The sequence below is a fragment of the Clostridium sp. AF34-13 genome (assembly GCF_003477845.1).
GTDB classification, from domain to species: domain Bacteria; phylum Bacillota; class Clostridia; order Lachnospirales; family Lachnospiraceae; genus Butyribacter; species Butyribacter intestini.
In genome coordinates this window covers 63,980-83,621 of the sequence record NZ_QUEB01000015.1, presented here as the reverse complement: position 1 = coordinate 83,621, position 19,642 = coordinate 63,980, and the positions used below count along the sequence as shown (strand labels likewise).

Sequence of the window (19,642 nt, the reverse complement as noted above, 5' to 3'; positions counted from 1 at the left end):
AATAATTTTTTTCACATCTAACTATTGACATTTATTAGCTGGACTTTTCATTTTCTCCTGCTTAATTTATTATACATATTTTTCAACTAAAATCAAATCATATACATACTTGACGAATCTTATCAAAAAAATTATGATTTAAACCATAAGAAAGTATGAAAAGAGGACTTTTATGGTTAAAAACGATAATATAAAAAAACAGATAACAGAACTTATATATAATAAAAATAATCAAAAACAGATTCCCGATTATTATGCCAATTTTAATATAGTAAGTCCTGAGCACTCACCTCACGAAGTCGAGGTAAAGACATATCCGCAGTCTGTCAGTAAAAATATTTTTGCACTTATATGGGATATTCATTCCTCCGGAACCATTTCCTCTACAATAGTCCCATCTCCCACCCCTTTTGTATATGAAAAAAACATTACAAACGGTATGCGTACCCAGATGCACTCACATGAGTATCTCGAACTGTTTTATGTTATAGACGGTGAATATCACCAGAAAATACTCGGCAGGGAATATGTATTCCAAAAGGGAGAGCTGTGCCTGATAGATAAGAACTGCCATCATCAGGAAATACTCGATGATGGTTCATCCACGATACTTTTTATAGGAATTACAAGCCATATGTTCAACGAAATGATGACCCATTTAAGTAACGCCGGGCGAATAAACGCATTTTTGAACACGGCAATCTTAGAGCAGAAAAACATACAGCAGTATCTTCATTTCAAACCGTCCCATGACGAAGAAAGCTGTTTAAAACTTGAAAATACGCTTATGTCGCTTATAGACGAATTGAAAAAATATGATGATGCGTCACCTTTTATCTGTCAGGGACTTTTGCTCAGGATATTTAAGATACTCGGTACGAAATATGACTTTTCTCTCTCAAAACAGACTAGAAAAAAGATGAACATGATTTTGTTTGAAGAGATAACACAGTTTATCACCGAAAATCTTGCGGATATTTCCATACAAATGCTCGTATCGGAATTTCATTTTCAAAAAGACTATTTTAACAGACTTCTAAAAGCACAGACCGGCATGACTTACACTGAATATATACAGCTTCTAAGGCTCAGACACGCAGAAAAATTATTGCTTACTACGGATTATACCATAGAACAGGTAGCAGAAATGATAGGCTATCACAACAAAGGATATTTTTATAAGATATTTACCGAAAAATACAGTCTCACACCGGCACAGTTTAAAAAGAAATGCCTAAAATTTTATATATAAAAAATAAAGTTTCAGATGGCAAACATATTAAACTTTGTCCTTATAAAAAACAACGCTATCTTTAGAAATCTACATTTGATTTTTAATCTTCCCAACACAAACAGGCAGACCATAAATGGTCTGCCTGCCTTATCTTTAGTATTCTGTTTATATCAGGTTTTCAGATATTACTCTGATTCTATTCTATAAATCCCATTTCCAGTCTCTTACTTCCGGAAGGTCGATACCATACTCATGGATGTACTGCTTGTGCTCTACAAGCTTGTCGTTCATCTGCTGGATAAGGTATGCTCCTGTGTTTCCAAGCTGTGGAAGAACTGAAATAGCATTCTTAACAAGATTGAAACGGTCAATCTCGTTCTGAACACGCATATCGAATGGAGTTGTGATTGTTCCTTCCTCCTGATAACCATATACATGAATGTTACGGTTAGTTCTGCGATATGTAAGCTCATGGATGAGTGTATGATAACCATGGAATGCGAAGATGATTGGCTTATCTTTTGTGAAGAGAGCGTCATATTCTGCATCTGTTAATCCATGAGGATGTTTTGTATTTGGCTCAAGTTTCATAAGGTCAACTACATTGATTACACGAATCTTGATGTCAGGTATTGCTTTTCTAAGGATTGTAACTGCTGCAAGTGTCTCAAGTGTTGGTGTATCACCACAGCAAGCCATAACAAGGTCCGGCTCCTGTCCCTGGTCGTTAGAAGCCCACTCCCAGATACCGATACCCTGAGTACAATGCTTAACAGCCTGCTCCATAGTAAGCCACTGCTGTCTTGGATGCTTAGATGTTACTAATACATTTACATAGTCACGGCTTCTGATGCAGTGATCAAAACATGAAAGTAAGCAGTTTGTATCCGGTGGAAGGTAAAGGCGTACAACATCTGACTTCTTATTTGCAATATGGTCAAGGAATCCAGGATCCTGATGTGTAAATCCGTTGTGATCCTGCTGCCATACATTTGATGAAAGGATAAGGTTAAGTGAAGCAATTGACTGTCTCCAAGGAAGCTGATTGCAAACCTTTAACCATTTTGCGTGCTGTGCACACATAGAATCTACTACACGGATGAATGCTTCGTAGCTTGCAAAGAATCCATGACGACCTGTAAGAAGGTATCCCTCTAACCAGCCCTCACACATATGCTCACTGAGCATTGAATCCATTACACGACCATCCTGTGCAAGGAACTCGTCTGTATCAAGTTTCTCACCGTTCCAGTCACGGTTTGTAACTTCAAATACTTTACCAAGACGGTTAGACATTGTCTCGTCAGGTCCGAAAATTCTGAAGTTTCTTTCTTCCTCGTTGAGTTTGAAGATGTCTCTTACAAATCCACCGAGTTCTATCATATCCTGTGCTTCAACTGCACCCGGCTTTGGAACATCAATTCCATACTCTCTAAAGTCAGGGAGACGAAGATCACGGAGAAGTTTACCACCATTTGCGTGTGGGTTAGAACCGATTCTCTTATCGCCTGTTGGAGCAAGTGCTTTAAGTTCAGGGATAAGTTTTCCGTTCTCATCGAAGAGTTCTTCAGGATGGTAGCTCATTAACCACTCTTTTAACATATCAAGATGCTCAGGCTTATCCATCATAATAGGTACCTGATGAGCTCTGAATGAATCTTCAATCTGGTTTCCGTCAACAACCTTAGGACCTGTCCATCCCTTTGGTGTACGGAGAACAATCATAGGCCACTTAGGTCTCTTTGTATTTCCGTTTTCTCTTGCATCCTTCTGGATAGCTTTAATGTCATCCATAGCTGCGTCAAGAGCTTCAGCCATCTTCTTATGCATATCCATTGGCTCGCTGCCTTCTACGAAGTAAGGCTTCCAGCCGCATCCGTCAAAGAAATGCTCTAACTCATCATGTGGGATACGAGAAAGAACTGTTGGGTTGCTGATCTTGTATCCGTTCATATGTAAGATAGGAAGAACGGCACCATCCGTCTTAGGGTTGAGGAATTTGTTACACTGCCATGAAGTAGCAAGTGGTCCTGTCTCAGCCTCACCGTCACCTACAATACATGAAACAACTAAATCCGGGTTATCAAATACAGCACCGAATGAATGAGCAAGTGAATAACCAAGCTCACCACCCTCGTTGATAGAACCAGGAGTTTCAGGAGCTACATGGCTTGAAATTCCGCCTGGGAATGAGAACTGCTTACATAATTTCTTAAGTCCGTCCATATCCTCGCTGATGTTAGGATATACTTCGCTGTAAGTACCCTCTAAGTATGTATTTGCAACGAAGAAGTTTCCGCCGTGTCCAGGACCAGAGATAAGAATCATATCCTGATCATATTTTTTAATTACACGGTTTAAGTGAACATAGATGAAGTTCTGTCCTGGAACAGTTCCCCAATGTCCTACTATCTTTTTCTTTACATGCTCCATTGTTAAAGGCTCACGTAATAATGGGTTATCTAATAAGTAGAGCTGTGCTGCTCCAAGATAATTAGTTGCACGCCAGTATGCGTCCATCTTCTTGAGGTAATCCTCAGTTAATGGCTGCTTTTCAACAACATCTGTATTTGCCATTTAATTGTCCTCCTTATGTAAATCAAATGTATCCATTTTTTCTCATTGTAGACATTTTTTTCAGTCTATTCAATTCCCAATTCCTATGTAATTCAAAAAAAGTTACCTGAAGCGACTTATTTTATCTTTATACCTTGAAATCACTCTCAAAAGCAGTTTAATATCGAGCGGTTTTGCCACATGTTCATTCATTCCGGCTTCAATGGCATCCTGTTTATCTTTTGTAAACGCATTTGCAGTCATCGCAATTATAGGGACTTCTTTTGCATCTTTCCTGTCAAGACTGCGTATCTGTCTTGTCGCTTCATAGCCGTTCATAACAGGCATCATCACATCCATAAGTATCAGATCATAATAGTATTCTTTTGATGCATAAAAAGCCTCTACTGCTTCTTTTCCATCCTTGGCAAGCTCTATGCCAGCCCCTGCACCATTAAGGATATATTTTGCTATCTCTGCATTTATCTCATTGTCCTCAACCAAAAGTATCTTAATACCGGATAAGTTATCTAAAACTTTCTCCTCATTTTTTTCAGGACTGATATTCTTATTTATGTCAAGCGGAATCTCGACAACAAACTCCGTGCCAACCCCTTGACAGCTGTCAACTGAAATAGTGCCATTCATAAGTTCTAACAACTCTTTTGTTATTGCCATTCCCAGTCCTGTCCCCATATACTCTGTACCCGCATTGTCATTTTCTCTTGAAAATGGTTCAAATAAGTGTTCTGTAAACTCTTTACTCATACCGATTCCTGTATCTGATATGGTAAAACGAAATCTTGTCATATCCTCTATTGCATTAAGCTCCTCAATCTCTATCTTAAGGCTGCCATTCGGCTTATTGTATTTAATAGCATTGCTTTCTATATTCTGGATAATCCTCTGAATATGCAACGGACTTCCTATAAGTTCTTCATGTATTATATTATGTTTTTTTATTTCAAATTCTATTCCTTTTTCCGCAATTGCTTCAGAAAATACATCCCTTAAATTAGTTATTATATCATTTATATTAAAAGGCTCATAAGACAGAATTGTTTTTCCGCTCTCTAACTTGCTCATGTCAAGTACATCATTTATAAGATTTTTAAGCTGATTTGATGCACTATCAATCTTGTCAAGTGCAAATTCTACTTTTTTCGGCTCACTGACATTTTCTTTTGCAATCCTTGTCATACCCATAATTCCATTCATAGGAGTTCTTATATCATGCGACATTCTCGCAAGAAAATTTGATTTTGCATCATTTGCCCGTTCTGCATCCTCCTTTGCCAGTGCAAGTTCTGCTCTGTTTTTCTTTACATGATTAAGCTGTGCAGAACATAAAAGTATAACTATAAGAAATGTTACTGACATACATATTATAATAAAATTAGCATTTTCTCTGACAAACTGGGACATTGAAAAATTCTGCTTTGCATTTGAGTATGTCATCATTGTACGCATTATCTCAGAATCATCCGAAAGAAGCACAATCTTGTTAAGAATAGATAACAGAGTTGTATTGCTTCTGTTTGTCGCAATACTAAGCGGCACTGAACTTGAAAGGTTTACGGTTTTTAAATCATCATATTTTGACAGATTAAATACCTGGTCGACACGGTATGCACTAAAAATCGTGGCTCCGACTTCTCCGTCCTTAACTGCTTTTATACACTCCTGCGGCGTATCATATATAACCACTTTGCTTTTAGGATAATATATCTTTGCATATATCCTCTGATAATTTGACTGCTTCTTTATGGCAATCCTTGTCATTGTCTTATCTGTATAATTTTCTTTATATACAGCAACTATAGGAGAATCCACAACCATTCTTGTAACTGAAAAATTTTGTTTGTCGGCATACCACTTATCACCATAGAAAGGAAATATACAATCAACCTCTTCATTTTTCAAAGCGTTTGTCATCTGTGTCAGATTGTCATATGCGTGATATTTATATTTTATGCTAAATCCCGGAAAGCGGTTTACCGACTGATCAAAAATAGTTTTTATCACACCTATAGGCTCTCCGGTTTCTTCATCTTCATCACAAAAAGCAAGCATATGTTTAAGGTAGCCTACATTAATATACATATGTCTGTTCAGCCATTTTCTTTCATCAGAATCCAGTATTTTTCTTGCACTTACATTTCTATAGTACTTATATTGTAAATTCTGATTATAATATGGATCTGATGAAAATAATTTATCCTGTGCTTTTTCAAGTTCATCCTTTATATCAGGATATTTTTTACTTATGGCAAAATAATATTCCGAATCATCTATCTTTATAATAGGAATAAATTGATTATTTTCAGAAGTTTCTGTATCAAGTATTGCATCGTACTTTCCTGACATAAGCCCCGATTTAAGTTCATTGTATCCATCTGCTGCTATCACTTCAGCATTTATGCCGTTAAGTATTATCCAATTCCTAAGTTTTTCAACCTTGTCGCTTCCAGCATTTATTCCAATTTTTTTATTATCAAAACTCTTTATATTATCCGCTGTTATGTCGTCATTATCACCTTTTACATATATATAATATCCCTCCGTACCCATAGGTTTTTGTGAAAAATACATTTGTGTACTTCTCGCAAAACTATAAGATACACCACATAATATATCTAGCTCTCCCTCACTTAAAAGCTCAAATAATTCACTCCACTCTCCATAAACATACTTATATGTCCACCCTGTATATGACGCAATATCCTGCAGATAATCATATCCATAGCCTGTTTTATACTCCGAATCCTGCCCTACTGTGTCACTTGAAATCATTTTTGAAGAATTGGCAAAGCCAACCCTTATCTCCCGCTCTTCTGCTTTTGCGGCTGAAACCGGCAACAATATCATTATCAGACAAAAAAATAAAATATATAAATTAAGTTTTTTATGCATTTCATATAAAAAAGTTTTCATATTAACCCTCACTTCTGCAAACATTTTTTGTGTATAGTATGAAAATTTTTATTTTCGTACCGACTACATATAATTCATAATAATTATGTTTATTCTCTCATATCAACAAAAATATTGCAAGTAACAAAGCTGCTTTCTTTTTGCCCCGACGCCACTCTGTATTACTAGTACACTAGCATTTTCCTATACATTAAAAAGGCGGCATATATTATTTTTAATATGCCACCTTTTATTACACTAAATATAAATGCTTAATCATTTTCCCGGTCAAAATATATTTTGAACTTTATATTTTAATTACAGATTATTCATAATATCCGTTAAGATAAGTTCTTTTGTAAGATGATTTTTCTTAAGCATCTCATCAACATCATATCTGTCTGGAAATTCTTTCTTAAGTCCGAAGTTTAATACCTTTACAACTGAGTCTCCATAAAATCTCGCTATCTTTTCTCCGAAACCGCCGTCTAAAATTCCGTCTTCTATCGTAACGACTACATCATGCTCTTTTTTAAGTTCCTCAAGCATTTGTTCGTCTGTTCCCGTAATGTAATAAGGATTTATGACCGTAGGCTTAACACCTGTTTTTTTCTCAAATTCAGCCGCTGCCTCAACGGCAAGAGAATAGAATGTTCCAAGTCCGATAAATGCAACTTTCTTTCCCTGCTGTGTCATTTCATATTTGTTTAATACAGAGAAATCTTTTGTTATCCGCTTTCCGTCAGATACCATTTCTCCTCCCGGAAGCTTGATTGCTACAGGATGTTCTGTCTGCTCTATACTCCAGTCAAGCATTGCGAGATATTCTTCCTTTGTTGTCGGTGCAAGATAAACAAGATTTGGTATATTGCTAAGCATTGGTATGTCATAAAGTCCAAGATGAGTCACATCATTCATTCCATATACCGAACCTGAGAAAGTAACTATAGTTGCAGGACTGTTGTTGATACATATATCCTGTGAAATCTGATCATATGCACGCTGTACGAAAGTGCTGTAAACACCCCATACCGGTCTGCCGCCGTTTACTGCTATTCCTGAGGCTATGGCTGCGGCTGTTTCCTCAGCAATACCAACATCCATAAACTGTTTTCCTGCTTCGTCCCTCTTGTCCTTAGTAAAACCAAGTACCGTAGGTGTTGCTGATGTTATGGCAACAACCGACTTATCCTGTTTCATCTTCTTAAGCAGATAGTCAGCAGTAACACTGGAATAATCTTCAACCTCCATCTCACCGAGAGGCTTGCCTGTTTCTATATCAAACGGGCCATTGTAATGCCATTCTTCCTTATGCTCCTCAGCCGGCTTATAACCTTTACCCTTGAGTGTATTTATATGTACAACAACAGGCTTTTTACTGTCCTTAACTTTTGTGAATGCATCTATAAGTGCTCTTACATTGTTTCCCTCATTTACATAGACATAATCAAGTCCCATTGCTTTAAATAAGTTACACTCTGCCTTTCCGTCAGTTTCACGAAGTTTTTTAAGATTTTTATACATTCCGCCATGGTTTTCTGCTATAGACATATCATTATCATTTACAACGATAATAAAGTTCCCATCTAATTCAGCAGCATAATCAAGCCCCTCTAATGCCTCACCACCGCTTAGAGAGCCATCACCTATAACGGCTATAACATTTCCGTCTTCACCCTTTAAATTTCTTGCCTTTGCAAGACCGGATGCAAGACTGATGGAAGTTGATGTATGACCTATTGTAAAAAAGTCATGTTCACTTTCATGAGGATTGCTATATCCTGAAACATCATCATATTTATCTTCATAAAGATATGCATCTTTTCTGCCTGTAAGCATCTTATGCGGATATGTCTGATGAGATACATCATATACTATCTTGTCCTTTGGCGAGTCAAAAACATAATGAAGTGCTATCGTTGTTTCAATCATTCCGAAGTTTGGTCCAAAATGACCACCGTGAATACTTGCCCTCTTTAAAAGTGCATTTCTCATCTCTGCGGCAAGCTTTATCATCTCATCGTCAGTTAATTTTTTTACATCTTCAGGTCCGTTTATTTTTTCTAAATACATATTTTTCCTCCTAAGCTGATATTTTCATGCTAACGAAAGTATAATACCTAAAGTTACCTTTAGGTCAAGACCTAAATTTATTAAATTATTATGATGTTAGGGTCAAAAGTAGATAGCAATGCATATAAATATGCATTGCTATCTTAGATTACTCTTCATCTTTCTTTAATTTATTGTATGTCTTTTCACGGAATTTCTGGCTCTCTATAATAAATCTCTCATGTGTTCCTTTTCCGATAAGACCTTTTTCATCAGATGCCTCTACCTTGAACACAAGTCTTCTTCCGTCTACCTCGATAAGTTCAGTATCACACTCTACTTTCATTCCGACTGGTGATGCAGCAATATGCTCTATATCTACTTTTGTTCCGACTGTTCCACATCCCTCATTAAGATATGGCAAAACACTTTTATATGCTGTATTTTCCATAAGTGCAAGCATGGCAGGAGTTGCGAATACATCCATTACCCCACTGCCCATTTTCTCAGCCGAAAGTGCTGCTGTTACCACTATTTCTCCATGTCCTTTAATTCCCTTTTTAACCATTGTTATGTCCTCCTTATTTATCTTATGTCCTCTCAGTATCCAGTGTAGTGACATGTTCATATTCAGCCAAATGACTTGCTTGAATTTACATTTGCTGCGTTGTCATCAATCGCCGTAGCCCGCTACGGCTCATTCTTCCGCATCATTTGACTAAATAGCAACATGCCATTACACTAGTCAAAACAAAGAATTTCGAGAGTACATATCTTTTCTTTTATTTTTGTGTATATCAAATCTGCATCAGATAGCATAGATAAAAATCCTACATACATGAATTTTTAACACTATCCTCATTTATGAGCAGTCTGCTCATTCAGCCTGCTTCCCGTCTTTGATAAACGGAAACAGTTCCATAAAATAAGGCAGTTCACATACCCAGTCACAAAATGTATGCCACTCCTCAAGTTTATGATTGTGTCTTGCATTATACATTGCTATGGCATTTTCGTATGACATCGTACAGGTTCTCATCTGATGATAACTCTCAGGCAAAAGCTGTATAAGACTGTACCAAAGTGCCTTATCTTTTGTCTCCATATATTTAAGTCTTATTTCTTCAAGTGACTCTACCATAACTTTCATCGTATCAAGTGCCTCGTCAGTCATATGGTCTGTGCTGAAATCAGCAAGTTCAAACGGCTTGCTGTGTATCTTATGCATGGTACTCGTCGAATTTGCCACTGTACCTACCTTGTATGTATCGTACTCTTTCCACCAGTAAATAGGTGCAGTTATATCTACCGAAATAAATATCTGTCTTATAAATTTTCTGTGGTCATTTCCAGCCTGACATAACCTTTTTGCAAGATCGAGGTCATTTAAACCAAAAACAAAGTTTCCATTTTCATCATAACTGCTGTCGCTTCTCGCCCAACTGTTTAACGGATTTCTTGCACCACGCATCGCATTTTCAAAATTCATTACTGCCGTATTATTAAACTTTATCATTTTTTACTCCTTAATTTGTCAAATATATTCAGCTAAAATAAATGTCAGCTCGTAAACTGGTTTCCTCGCTGTTCGTTTCACTCATATATTTTTTTCTCTCTGTTTTGCATACAAGTATGCAACAGAGTTTTAAAAAATATATTCATTTATTTTGCAAATTCTACAATGACGTAATAGCCGCGTTCTGTGTGTTTTATTTCTTTTACGATTCCATCCCTGTCCTCTATTCGCTCGTTTACTTTAAAACAACCGGACATTGCTACCGCCGGCTCTATTATATAACTGTAATTTAATGCTGTTTTCTTTTCGCTTACATGGACACTGTCACCTTCTTTTACAAGACCGGGTCGTTCCATTTTAAATGTCATCTCTCTCATTATATATAAGTTTCCCTTTCTTTATAAATATCTTTTATTTTTGTTTTATCTTTTCAGACAACATCTGAAACTATAAATCCACATTATATAAACCATCCTGAACCATTCATACAGCAATTACACAGAGCATATGTCAGACAGAGTTTCATACAAAACCCTCCATCAGCCTCCCCCGGAGTGTCATATGAATGATGTATATCCTCATACCAGATGTTTCCTGTTTCCAGCCTTCTTACAAGTGTCACATACTGTATATTTTCAGGCTCCATTTCCATAGCCTGTCTTGCCTGTTCAAGTGCGATTATATCATTTCCCAGTCCTACATTTGCCATTGCACTAAGATAATACCACTGTCCATTCTTCTCGTTCATCTGATTAAGAACATTCAGTGCTTCTCTATAATATCTGTTTGCTATATAATTTGAAGCCGCCCTTAAGTGCATATTGTATTCTTCATTTTCACTATCAGATGAACTTGAAAAACCTGTTCCAAAGCCTGAATAATATCCACTATTACCGGCATCACCGTATCCAAAGCCACCTGCATATCCTCCATTTTCACGCTCATCCATTATCTGGTGATATGCCTGCTGGATTTCCTTAAATTTATCTTCTGCCTCTTTTTTATTCGGATTGTTTATGTTGGCATCCGGATGATATTTTCTGCTCAAATTTCTATATGATTTTTTTATTTCTTCCTGTGAAGCCGAACGTGATACCCCAAGTACCTTGTAGGGATCCATCATATTTTCCTCCAATCCGGATTGTCAGTTTTTAAGTTATCCTTATCTGCTGCACTTAATATCCTGTTGTATTTCTGCCACACTCCCGAATATATTATATTATCTAATATTCCGGAATTTTCGACAATAGGCAACCTGTCGTATGCCCTGCCGGCTTTAGACATCATCATTACAAATATATCATGCATATAATCGTCAAATTTTTCCCTTTTCTGCTCCTTTAACCTGATGAGTGGATTGTAACAATCCTTTTTTTCATCTTCATTCATATCTTCATACGCATCGAGAAGATAAATAAATTTTCCAAGATAAAATCCTATCTTTTTAAGAATTTCCGACCATTCATCATTTTTATATTCAAATATTGCCTCACAAATTTTCCCAAAATATCCTGATACCTCATCAAGATCTTGACTCTGTGCTTTTTCAGCCATATACAAACTTGCAAGATTTTCCAAAATTATATTTGTTTTTTCTTCATAGCGTAATGCAATGCTTTTTTCTTTCTTCTTAAGCAATTTTCCATAAACCACTTTAAGAAATTTTTTTTCATCATTCCAATCATCCATGCACTTATAATATGTCATGAGAACATTCATGTCAGCCGCATAATCAATATATTCTGATATGACATAGCGATGCTTTTTTTTAGGATGTGCAACACACCTGCACTCCGACATATCTGCAGGCTCATCCTCATAAAGAGATGAAAGCAGCAATCCCAAAAATGTCATATCATATGTCAGCGATATTTGACCTCTAAGCCCTGCATATTTTTTTAGGCTTTGACATAATCCACAATAAAATTCATGATAATGTTTAAATTCTTTAACTTTTAATTCATCATAATTTGGAATGATATAACCAAACAAGCATATCAGCTCCTTTTTATAAATTCAGTCTTGCATCTCGGACAGGTAATGGCAATACGACCCTTTCCTTTTGGCACTCTTATACTCTGTTTACAATTCGGACACTTATATATGTGATGTGTTCTTCTCTGTACCATATGAGCTTTCTTTCTTGCGGCAAAATTTTTAAACCTGCCGTAATATCTCATAAATGTCTCATTTTCCGCATACCGCTTGTTTATATTTTTTGATAATATCCTGACATAAGCATATACTATCAGAACCAAAGTAACCGTATTAAATATCATACGCACTAATGGAATTCTTATAAACATCTCTAAAACCATAAGTACAACGGCTGCCATCACCAGAAAGTTACTAAACTGATCCACTCCATATCTACCCTGCATAAATCTGGCAATTTTTTCTCTCATAATATCAAGCCCTTTCAAAACGATATGTTAATTACCATACTTCTAATTTGCCCAACATTAAAATCTTATATAATATGTCGGAAAAACCGTTTGTATGACTTTCTATATTATATATTATCGCATTGTGGCTAAAATACAATGTATCTAATTATGAACAATTATTAAATATATATAAACTGTCTTTTCTATTTATAATCATTGCCTGCATATGCAATACAGTGCAAGAACAATCAGCCGTTTTCTCCTTTTTCAATTATACGGTATGCCTGTTTTTCTATATACTCATATGATGTCATATAATTTATGCCATCCTCAGACGGCTCATATTTAATCTCTATCCTATCCCCGACATTCAGTTTTATAAGCTGTTCATTATCCGCAAATGCCTGCTTATATACATCTCCATCCGAATCTTTAACATACACCATTGTTCCATCATCCGTATCAATATATTTCACATCAGACACAACAATATCTTTTGTCTCAGAGAGTTTGTCAACATCACCTGATTTTCCGCTCTTTGCAAGCATCTTTTTATAGTTCGTAAAAACTTCTGTCTGTGATGTTGCCGTTGCGACCATGTTATACTGCGACACATTTACCATAGCGTACATTTTTACAAGTCCGCCGGCATCCTTTAATACCATAATATATGTTGGTACACCTGCAACATTTATAAGACTCGGAAAAGACGCCTTGTATCCCTTTTCCTGCACCTCTCCTTCTGCAGCAGACATTGCCGAATGTTCTTCCGCACCTGATACTTTATAGTATTTTGCCTCGGATGTTCTCTGGTTCATCATAACAAAACCGATATTTGACTGGTCTCCATTCACTGATGTAACACCTGTATAAATCCACACATCATCACCGATTATCTTATAACCAAAATCATCAGTTGTCTGCTTACATCCTTTCTGACCTATCACACTGTTTATATAACCATCTGAAAGCACTCCGTACCAGTTGTATTTTTTCTCAAGCAAATGTCCATTGTAAACATTGTCAACCCAGCTTGGAATATTGTTTATACCATAATAGCGACAATCGCCACTCACCGGATCGCATATTATAACACCATTTACATCCACACCGCCAAACAGACCTATTTTTGCAGTCACCGTCGGACAGATATAATATGGCTTTCCGCTGTCATCAACCTCAAAATTATAACCGCTTATTATCTTGGTCGGATATTTTAGCTGTACATGTCTTTCAAGATTATAATTAAAATAAGCTGACGGAACATACTTCATTCCCTTGTCAAGTGCAACATACTCTGCATTTGAATTTACCGGATTTATCTTTACATATCCAGGTATTCCCTTGCTTCTGTTGTTCCACCATTTAAAGAAACTTGCATATTTAAGTGCAGAAACCTTAAATGGCTTTTTCTCAACACTTATCTGCATATATGCATCCTCCACCTCATACTGGCTTACAACATCTGAGAGTGAGCCAATCTTTCTATTACCAAATATCTTTGCACTCGCCGTATCCATAAGTGCTATATCTGTAATCTGGTCTGTCTCCTCAATATCTTTTGCAAAATCGTAAGTCTTAACTTTAAGCATATTAGAATATGACTTTGCACGGAACAATTTAAGACCTGCCACAGAGCCAATTACAAATATGAGCACAGCCAGAACAGCAAGTGTCCAACAAAGTCTTGTCATAAATGACATCTTTTTTTCCCTAAATGCTTCAACAACATTTGATGACATTGCATTTTTGAGCTGATTTAATGCAAATATGCATCCGAGGGCTATAAATAATACCACCACTGCCCCCCAAAAAGATTCCAGATGAATGTTTATCGCCGGGAAAAAAGCATAATAATATGCCCCAGCCAGCACAATAAGTAAAATCGTCAATATAGCATAAACTTTCTTTTTAATACTCATATCAATATTTTCCTTTTTCTTTTTATTTTTCTTCTTGTCTTTTTTCTTTCCCATACCAATCCTCATTTCTTTCTTTAATTCATTTGAAAAATATCTCATTCCGTAACAAGACTGTCCGTATATAACAAATAATATTAGCCGGTATTTCGTCGCCGCCAGTATTTAATCAGCCTTTTTTGCTGATTTATGTACTGCTGCGAGCGACAGCATAGCGAAAGCGTGCCAGCGGTATTATTTTGTTATATTCTGATAATCATCACAACCTGCATTATATTTTGCAATGCTGAATTAACCGTTAATCCTCTTATCCAGTTTTTTGATAAGTTCGTTCACATCAACCGAATGAACATTACAAGCCTGCCCTATAGTCTCCTTTGCCGAAGACGGACACCCCACGCAGTTCATCCCTACCTCCTTAAAATCCTCTATCGTATCAGGATAAAATCTAAGCAACGCTCCTATAAGTGAATACTCTGTTACAACCATTTTAATCCTCCATTCCAGTTTAAGGTACTCTCGGTATCTCTTTTAGATAAAATAATATAATGATTTGAAAAAAGGGCAAAACTTAAATGTTTCACCCTGGTAATAATCAAAAAGCACGAGACGGGATTCGAACCCGCGACCCTCGCCTTGGCAAGGCGATACTCCACCACTGAGCCACTCGTGCATTTTTAAATATGTAATTGTAAGACTGACTCAAATATCTTTAGATACTCAAATCTCATCTAAAGCACGAGACGGGATTCGAACCCGCGACCCTCGCCTTGGCAAGGCGATACTCCACCACTGAGCCACTCGTGCATTTTTAAATATGTAATTGTAAGACTGACTCAAATATCTTTAGATACTCAAATCTCATCTCAAGCACGAGACGGGATTCGAACCCGCGACCCTCGCCTTGGCAAGGCGATACTCCACCACTGAGCCACTCGTGCATTTTTGAATATGTAATTGTAAGACTAAACTCAAATATCTTTAGATACTCAAATCTTATCTTAAGCACGAGACGGGATTCGAACCCGCGACCCTCGCCTTGGCAAGGCGATACTCCACCACTGAGCCACTCGTGCATTTATCCTGCCTGCGAGCTGTCCGCCGCAAGCAAGATATATATTACATGAAAGTCTTGTGCTTGTCAACACTTTTTTTAATTTTTTTATATTTTTTGTAACAGTTCATCCATAAAAAGATAATTGGCAATACAATGAGCTTGTTCATTGTATGCTAAATTCTCTTTTTATGGCAGAATACCTCTACTTAAAGTATGACACACCTGATTCAAAGATATGCTGGTTCTGGTTTCCAACAATATTTATAGCTACGCTGTCACCTATTCTCTCTGAATGAGCCATCTTTCCAAGCACTCGTCCATCAGGGCTCGTGATACCCTCAATAGCTGCATATGAACCGTTTGGATTGTAATCCTCATCCATTGTAGGAACTCCGTTAAGGTCTACATATCTTGTCGCAACCTGACCGTTTGCAAACAGGTTGTCTATCACATTCTTAGGTGCTACAAAACGACCCTCACCATGTGATGCAGGTATAGCGTAAACTCCGCCAAGTTCTGCTTTCATAAGCCATGGTGATTTGTTTGTGACAACCTTTGTATATACAGACTTAGATATATGACGACCTATGCTGTTTGTAGTGAGCGTAGGTGCATTTTCTGTCTGTGGCTTAATCTCACCAAACGGTACAAGTCCGAGTTTGATAAGAGCCTGGAAACCGTTACAGATACCAAGTGCAAGTCCGTCTCTCTTCTGTAAGAGTTCATGTACCGCTTCCATAATCTTTGGATTTCTAAAAATAGAAGCGATAAACTTAGCTGAACCGTCAGGCTCATCACCTGCACTGAAACCGCCTGAGAACATAAGTATCTGAGACTCTTTTATCGCTGCCTCAAATGCATTTACTGACTCTACTATCTGGCTTTCTGTCATGTTTTTAAATACGACTGTCTTTACATCTGCACCTGCAAGTTCAAATGCTTTTGTTGTGTCATATTCACAGTTTGTACCAGGGAATACCGGTATAAATACCTTAGGTCTTGCAACCTTGTTCTTTGCCGTGTAAACAGTTTTTGCATCGAAAAGTTTGTCCTCAAGTTCAATCTGTTCAACATCTGAGCGTGTAGGGAATACACTCTCAAGTTTGCCTGTCCAGTTCTCAAGTGCTTCTTTCATTGAAATTACTGCATCACCATATACAAATTCGGCATCGTCTGTTACAAGAGCAATCTTCTTGTACTCTGCCATAATCTTATCAAGGTCATCTGCTGACACTTCAGCTATGATAGAACCATATTCTTTAGCGAATAATTCGTCCCTGTCTACACTCTCGTCAATCTTTACTCCAAGTCCGTTACCAAATGCCATCTTGCTGACAGCCTCACAGATACCGCCGAAACCTACGGCATATGCTGAAACAATAACTTTTGATTTTATCATATCTGTTATCTTTGAGTAGAGTGACATAAGTTTATCATAAACAGGAAGTGAGTATTTGTCTTTTTCAATATCAAATTTAACTAATACATTTCCGGCTTTCTTAAGTTCAGGTGATACTACATCCCCGGTCTTTGCAATATCAACGGCAAATGAGCAGAGTGTCGGAGGCACATCAATATCATTGAATGTTCCTGACATACTGTCCTTACCGCCTATTGAAGGAAGTCCGAGTTTTATCTGTGCATCATATGCACCTAAGAGTGCTGCCATAGGCTCACCCCAGCGTTTTGGATCTTCTCCAAGTCTTCTGAAATATTCCTGGAATGTAAATCTTATCTTACTGTAATCTCCACCTGCCGCAACAATCTTTGCAACAGAAGAAATAACCGCATATACAGAACCGTGATATGGACTCCAGCTTGCAAGATATGGGTCAAGTCCGTAACTCATCATCGTAACAGTATCGCATTTGCCCTCTGACATAGGAAGTTTTGCGACCATAGACTGAGTCGGTGTAAGCTGATATTTTCCGCCATATGGCATATATACGCTCGCTGCACCGATAGAACTGTCAAACATCTCAACAAGCCCTTTCTGTGAGCATACATTTAAGTCTGATAATGTATCAAGCCATGCTTTCTTTACATCTGTTGTATCTTTCTTTTCATCAAAATAGTTTGCTTTCTCATCAGGCATAGTTACAACTACATCTGTCTCCTGGTGTGCACCGTTCGTATCAAGGAATGCTCTTGAAAGGTCTACGATAACCTTATCTCTCCATGAAAGCACAAGTCTAGGTTCTTCTGTAACCTCGGCAACTGCCACTGCCTCAAGATTTTCTTCCTCGGCATACTTAAGCATCTTGTCAACATCTTTACTGTCAACTACAACTGCCATACGCTCCTGTGACTCTGAAATTGCAAGTTCTGTTCCGTCAAGACCGGCATACTTCTTTGGTACCTTGTCAAGATTTACTTTAAGTCCGTCTGCAAGTTCTCCGATAGCTACTGAAACTCCACCGGCACCAAAGTCATTACACTTTTTGATGATAGAACTTACTTCTTCTCTTCTGAAAAGACGCTGAATCTTTCTCTCTGTAGGTGCATTACCTTTCTGAACTTCTGCTCCACATACATCAATAGACTTTGTAGTATGTGCCTTTGAAGAACCTGTAGCACCACCGATACCATCACGACCTGTACGACCTCCGAGAAGAATGATAATATCTCCCGGATCAGAATTTTCACGGATAACATTGCGTCTTGGAGCAGCACCCATAACGGCACCTATCTCCATTCTCTTTGCAACATAGTTCGGATGATATATCTCATTTACAAGACCTGTTGCAAGTCCTATCTGGTTTCCGTATGAACTGTATCCCTTTGCGGCACCCGTTACTATCTTTCGCTGTGGAAGTTTTCCCGGAAGTGTATCTTTCATAGATACCGTAGGGTCTGCCGCACCTGTCACACGCATAGCCTGATATACATAACCACGGCCTGAAAGCGGATCACGGATAGCACCGCCAAGACAAGTAGCTGCACCACCGAAAGGCTCTATCTCTGTCGGATGGTTGTGTGTCTCATTTTTAAAGAAGATAAGCCACTCTTCAGTTTTTCCGTCTATTTCAACAGGAACTACTATAGAGCAGGCATTTATCTCATCTGACTCCTCCATATCATCGAGTTTTCCGTCAGCTTTGAGTTTACGCATACCCATAAGTGCAATATCCATAAGCGAAACATATTTGTCAGGTCTGTCCTTGAAAAGTTCTTTTCTTGCAGCTTCATACATCTCATAAGATGCTTCGATAGGTGCATTGTAATAACCATCCTCAAACTTAACATTCTTAAGTTCTGTCTGGAATGTTGTATGACGGCAATGGTCTGACCAATATGTATCAAGTACACGAATCTCCGTAACGGAAGGCTCTCTGTTTTCCTCATTTTTAAAGTAATTTTGAATATGCAGGAAATCTTTAAATGTCATTGCAAGATTAAGAGACTCGTATAATTTCTTAAGTTCGTCCTCAGACATCTGTCTGAAACCGTCAAATATAGCAACATCCGCCGGCTCATCAAATTCCTGTACAAGTGTCTCAGGAATATTTTCTGAAGCCTCCCTTGAATCTACAGGGTTGATACAATACTCTTTAATCTTCTCTTTATCCTGGTCATCTATATCTCCCTCAAAAACATAAGTCGTTGCTGAACGGATAACGGGATTTTCTTTCTCGTTTAAAAGTTTAACACACTGTTCTGCCGAATCTGCTCTCTGGTCAAACTGACCCGGAAGATATTCAACTGAAAACACAAAACTTCCGTTAGCTTTTTTAAATTCATTCTCATAGCAGTTATCAACTGGCGGCTCAGAAAATACTGTTCCAAGAGCCTGCTTATAAGTTGCATCACTAAGATTTTCAACATCATAGCGAATAAGTACCCTGACATTATTAATACTCTTTATACCAAGATAACGCTTTACTTCTTCTTTAAGTTCCTTTGCATGTACTGCATATGGCTGTTTCTTTTCAACATAAATCCTTCTTACACTTCCCATTGCGGTGCCTCCATTTCATTTATATGTTTGTATGCTCTGACATTTATCTG

General features: G+C 37.5%; 13 protein-coding genes and 4 tRNA genes. 1 reads left to right on the top strand and 16 read right to left on the bottom strand.

What is annotated here, in order from left to right:
• Positions 1-172: 172 nt before the first annotated feature.
• The gene (locus tag DWZ63_RS12750; RefSeq protein ID WP_055942095.1) at positions 173-1,252 is read left to right on the top strand and encodes a helix-turn-helix domain-containing protein; all 1,080 of its coding nucleotides are present in this window, start codon (positions 173-175) and stop codon (positions 1,250-1,252) included.
• 183 nt (positions 1,253-1,435) lie between these two features.
• Here DWZ63_RS12750 and DWZ63_RS12745 read toward each other — a convergent pair whose 3' ends face one another.
• From DWZ63_RS12745 to DWZ63_RS12670, 16 genes are all read right to left on the bottom strand, one after another.
• A complete protein-coding gene (locus tag DWZ63_RS12745) occupies positions 1,436-3,811 on the bottom strand; it encodes a phosphoketolase family protein (RefSeq protein WP_055942098.1) in 2,376 nt (791 codons plus the stop codon).
• A gap of 102 nt (positions 3,812-3,913) precedes the next feature.
• Complete coding sequence (locus DWZ63_RS12740; RefSeq protein ID WP_055942101.1) at positions 3,914-6,724, bottom strand: transporter substrate-binding domain-containing protein; 2,811 nt, start codon at positions 6,722-6,724, stop codon at positions 3,914-3,916.
• Positions 6,725-7,021: 297 nt separating this feature from the next.
• Entirely contained in the window at positions 7,022-8,776 is a 1,755-nt protein-coding gene (locus DWZ63_RS12735; RefSeq protein WP_118500071.1) for a 1-deoxy-D-xylulose-5-phosphate synthase, read from the bottom strand.
• Between the two features lie 148 nt (positions 8,777-8,924).
• Entirely contained in the window at positions 8,925-9,323 is a 399-nt protein-coding gene (locus DWZ63_RS12730; protein ID WP_055942107.1) for a thioesterase family protein, read from the bottom strand.
• 309 nt (positions 9,324-9,632) lie between these two features.
• Positions 9,633-10,271 carry a hypothetical protein gene (locus DWZ63_RS12725; RefSeq protein WP_055942109.1) on the bottom strand — a complete coding sequence of 213 codons (639 nt, stop codon included), beginning with the start codon at positions 10,269-10,271 and terminating at the stop codon, positions 9,633-9,635.
• A 146-nt stretch (positions 10,272-10,417) separates the two neighbouring features.
• Entirely contained in the window at positions 10,418-10,648 is a 231-nt protein-coding gene (locus DWZ63_RS12720) for a hypothetical protein (protein WP_022015257.1), read from the bottom strand.
• An 83-nt stretch (positions 10,649-10,731) separates the two neighbouring features.
• Positions 10,732-11,394, bottom strand: a complete 663-nt coding sequence (locus DWZ63_RS12715; protein ID WP_055942112.1) for a DnaJ domain-containing protein — start codon at positions 11,392-11,394, stop codon at positions 10,732-10,734.
• Positions 11,391-12,263, bottom strand: coding sequence for a DUF5685 family protein (locus DWZ63_RS12710; protein ID WP_055942115.1), 873 nt, complete (start codon positions 12,261-12,263; stop codon positions 11,391-11,393). The genes DWZ63_RS12715 and DWZ63_RS12710 overlap by 4 nt, the downstream gene beginning before the upstream one ends.
• 5 nt (positions 12,264-12,268) lie before the next feature.
• Complete coding sequence (locus DWZ63_RS12705) at positions 12,269-12,676, bottom strand: hypothetical protein (RefSeq protein WP_055942118.1); 408 nt, start codon at positions 12,674-12,676, stop codon at positions 12,269-12,271.
• Positions 12,677-12,906: 230 nt separating this feature from the next.
• On the bottom strand, positions 12,907-14,634 hold the full coding sequence (locus DWZ63_RS12700; RefSeq protein ID WP_055942121.1) for a hypothetical protein: 1,728 nt from the start codon (positions 14,632-14,634) through the stop codon (positions 12,907-12,909).
• 234 nt (positions 14,635-14,868) lie between these two features.
• On the bottom strand, positions 14,869-15,066 hold the full coding sequence (locus tag DWZ63_RS12695) for a DUF1858 domain-containing protein (protein ID WP_022015262.1): 198 nt from the start codon (positions 15,064-15,066) through the stop codon (positions 14,869-14,871).
• Positions 15,067-15,178: 112 nt separating this feature from the next.
• Positions 15,179-15,250: transfer RNA gene (locus tag DWZ63_RS12690), tRNA-Gly, on the bottom strand.
• 62 nt (positions 15,251-15,312) lie between these two features.
• Positions 15,313-15,384: transfer RNA gene (locus DWZ63_RS12685), tRNA-Gly, on the bottom strand.
• 62 nt (positions 15,385-15,446) lie between these two features.
• Positions 15,447-15,518 (bottom strand) — tRNA-Gly (locus DWZ63_RS12680).
• 63 nt (positions 15,519-15,581) lie between these two features.
• A tRNA-Gly gene (locus DWZ63_RS12675) sits at positions 15,582-15,653 on the bottom strand.
• 183 nt (positions 15,654-15,836) lie between these two features.
• A complete protein-coding gene (locus DWZ63_RS12670) occupies positions 15,837-19,592 on the bottom strand; it encodes a phosphoribosylformylglycinamidine synthase (protein WP_055942123.1) in 3,756 nt (1,251 codons plus the stop codon).
• Positions 19,593-19,642: the final 50 nt, after the last annotated feature.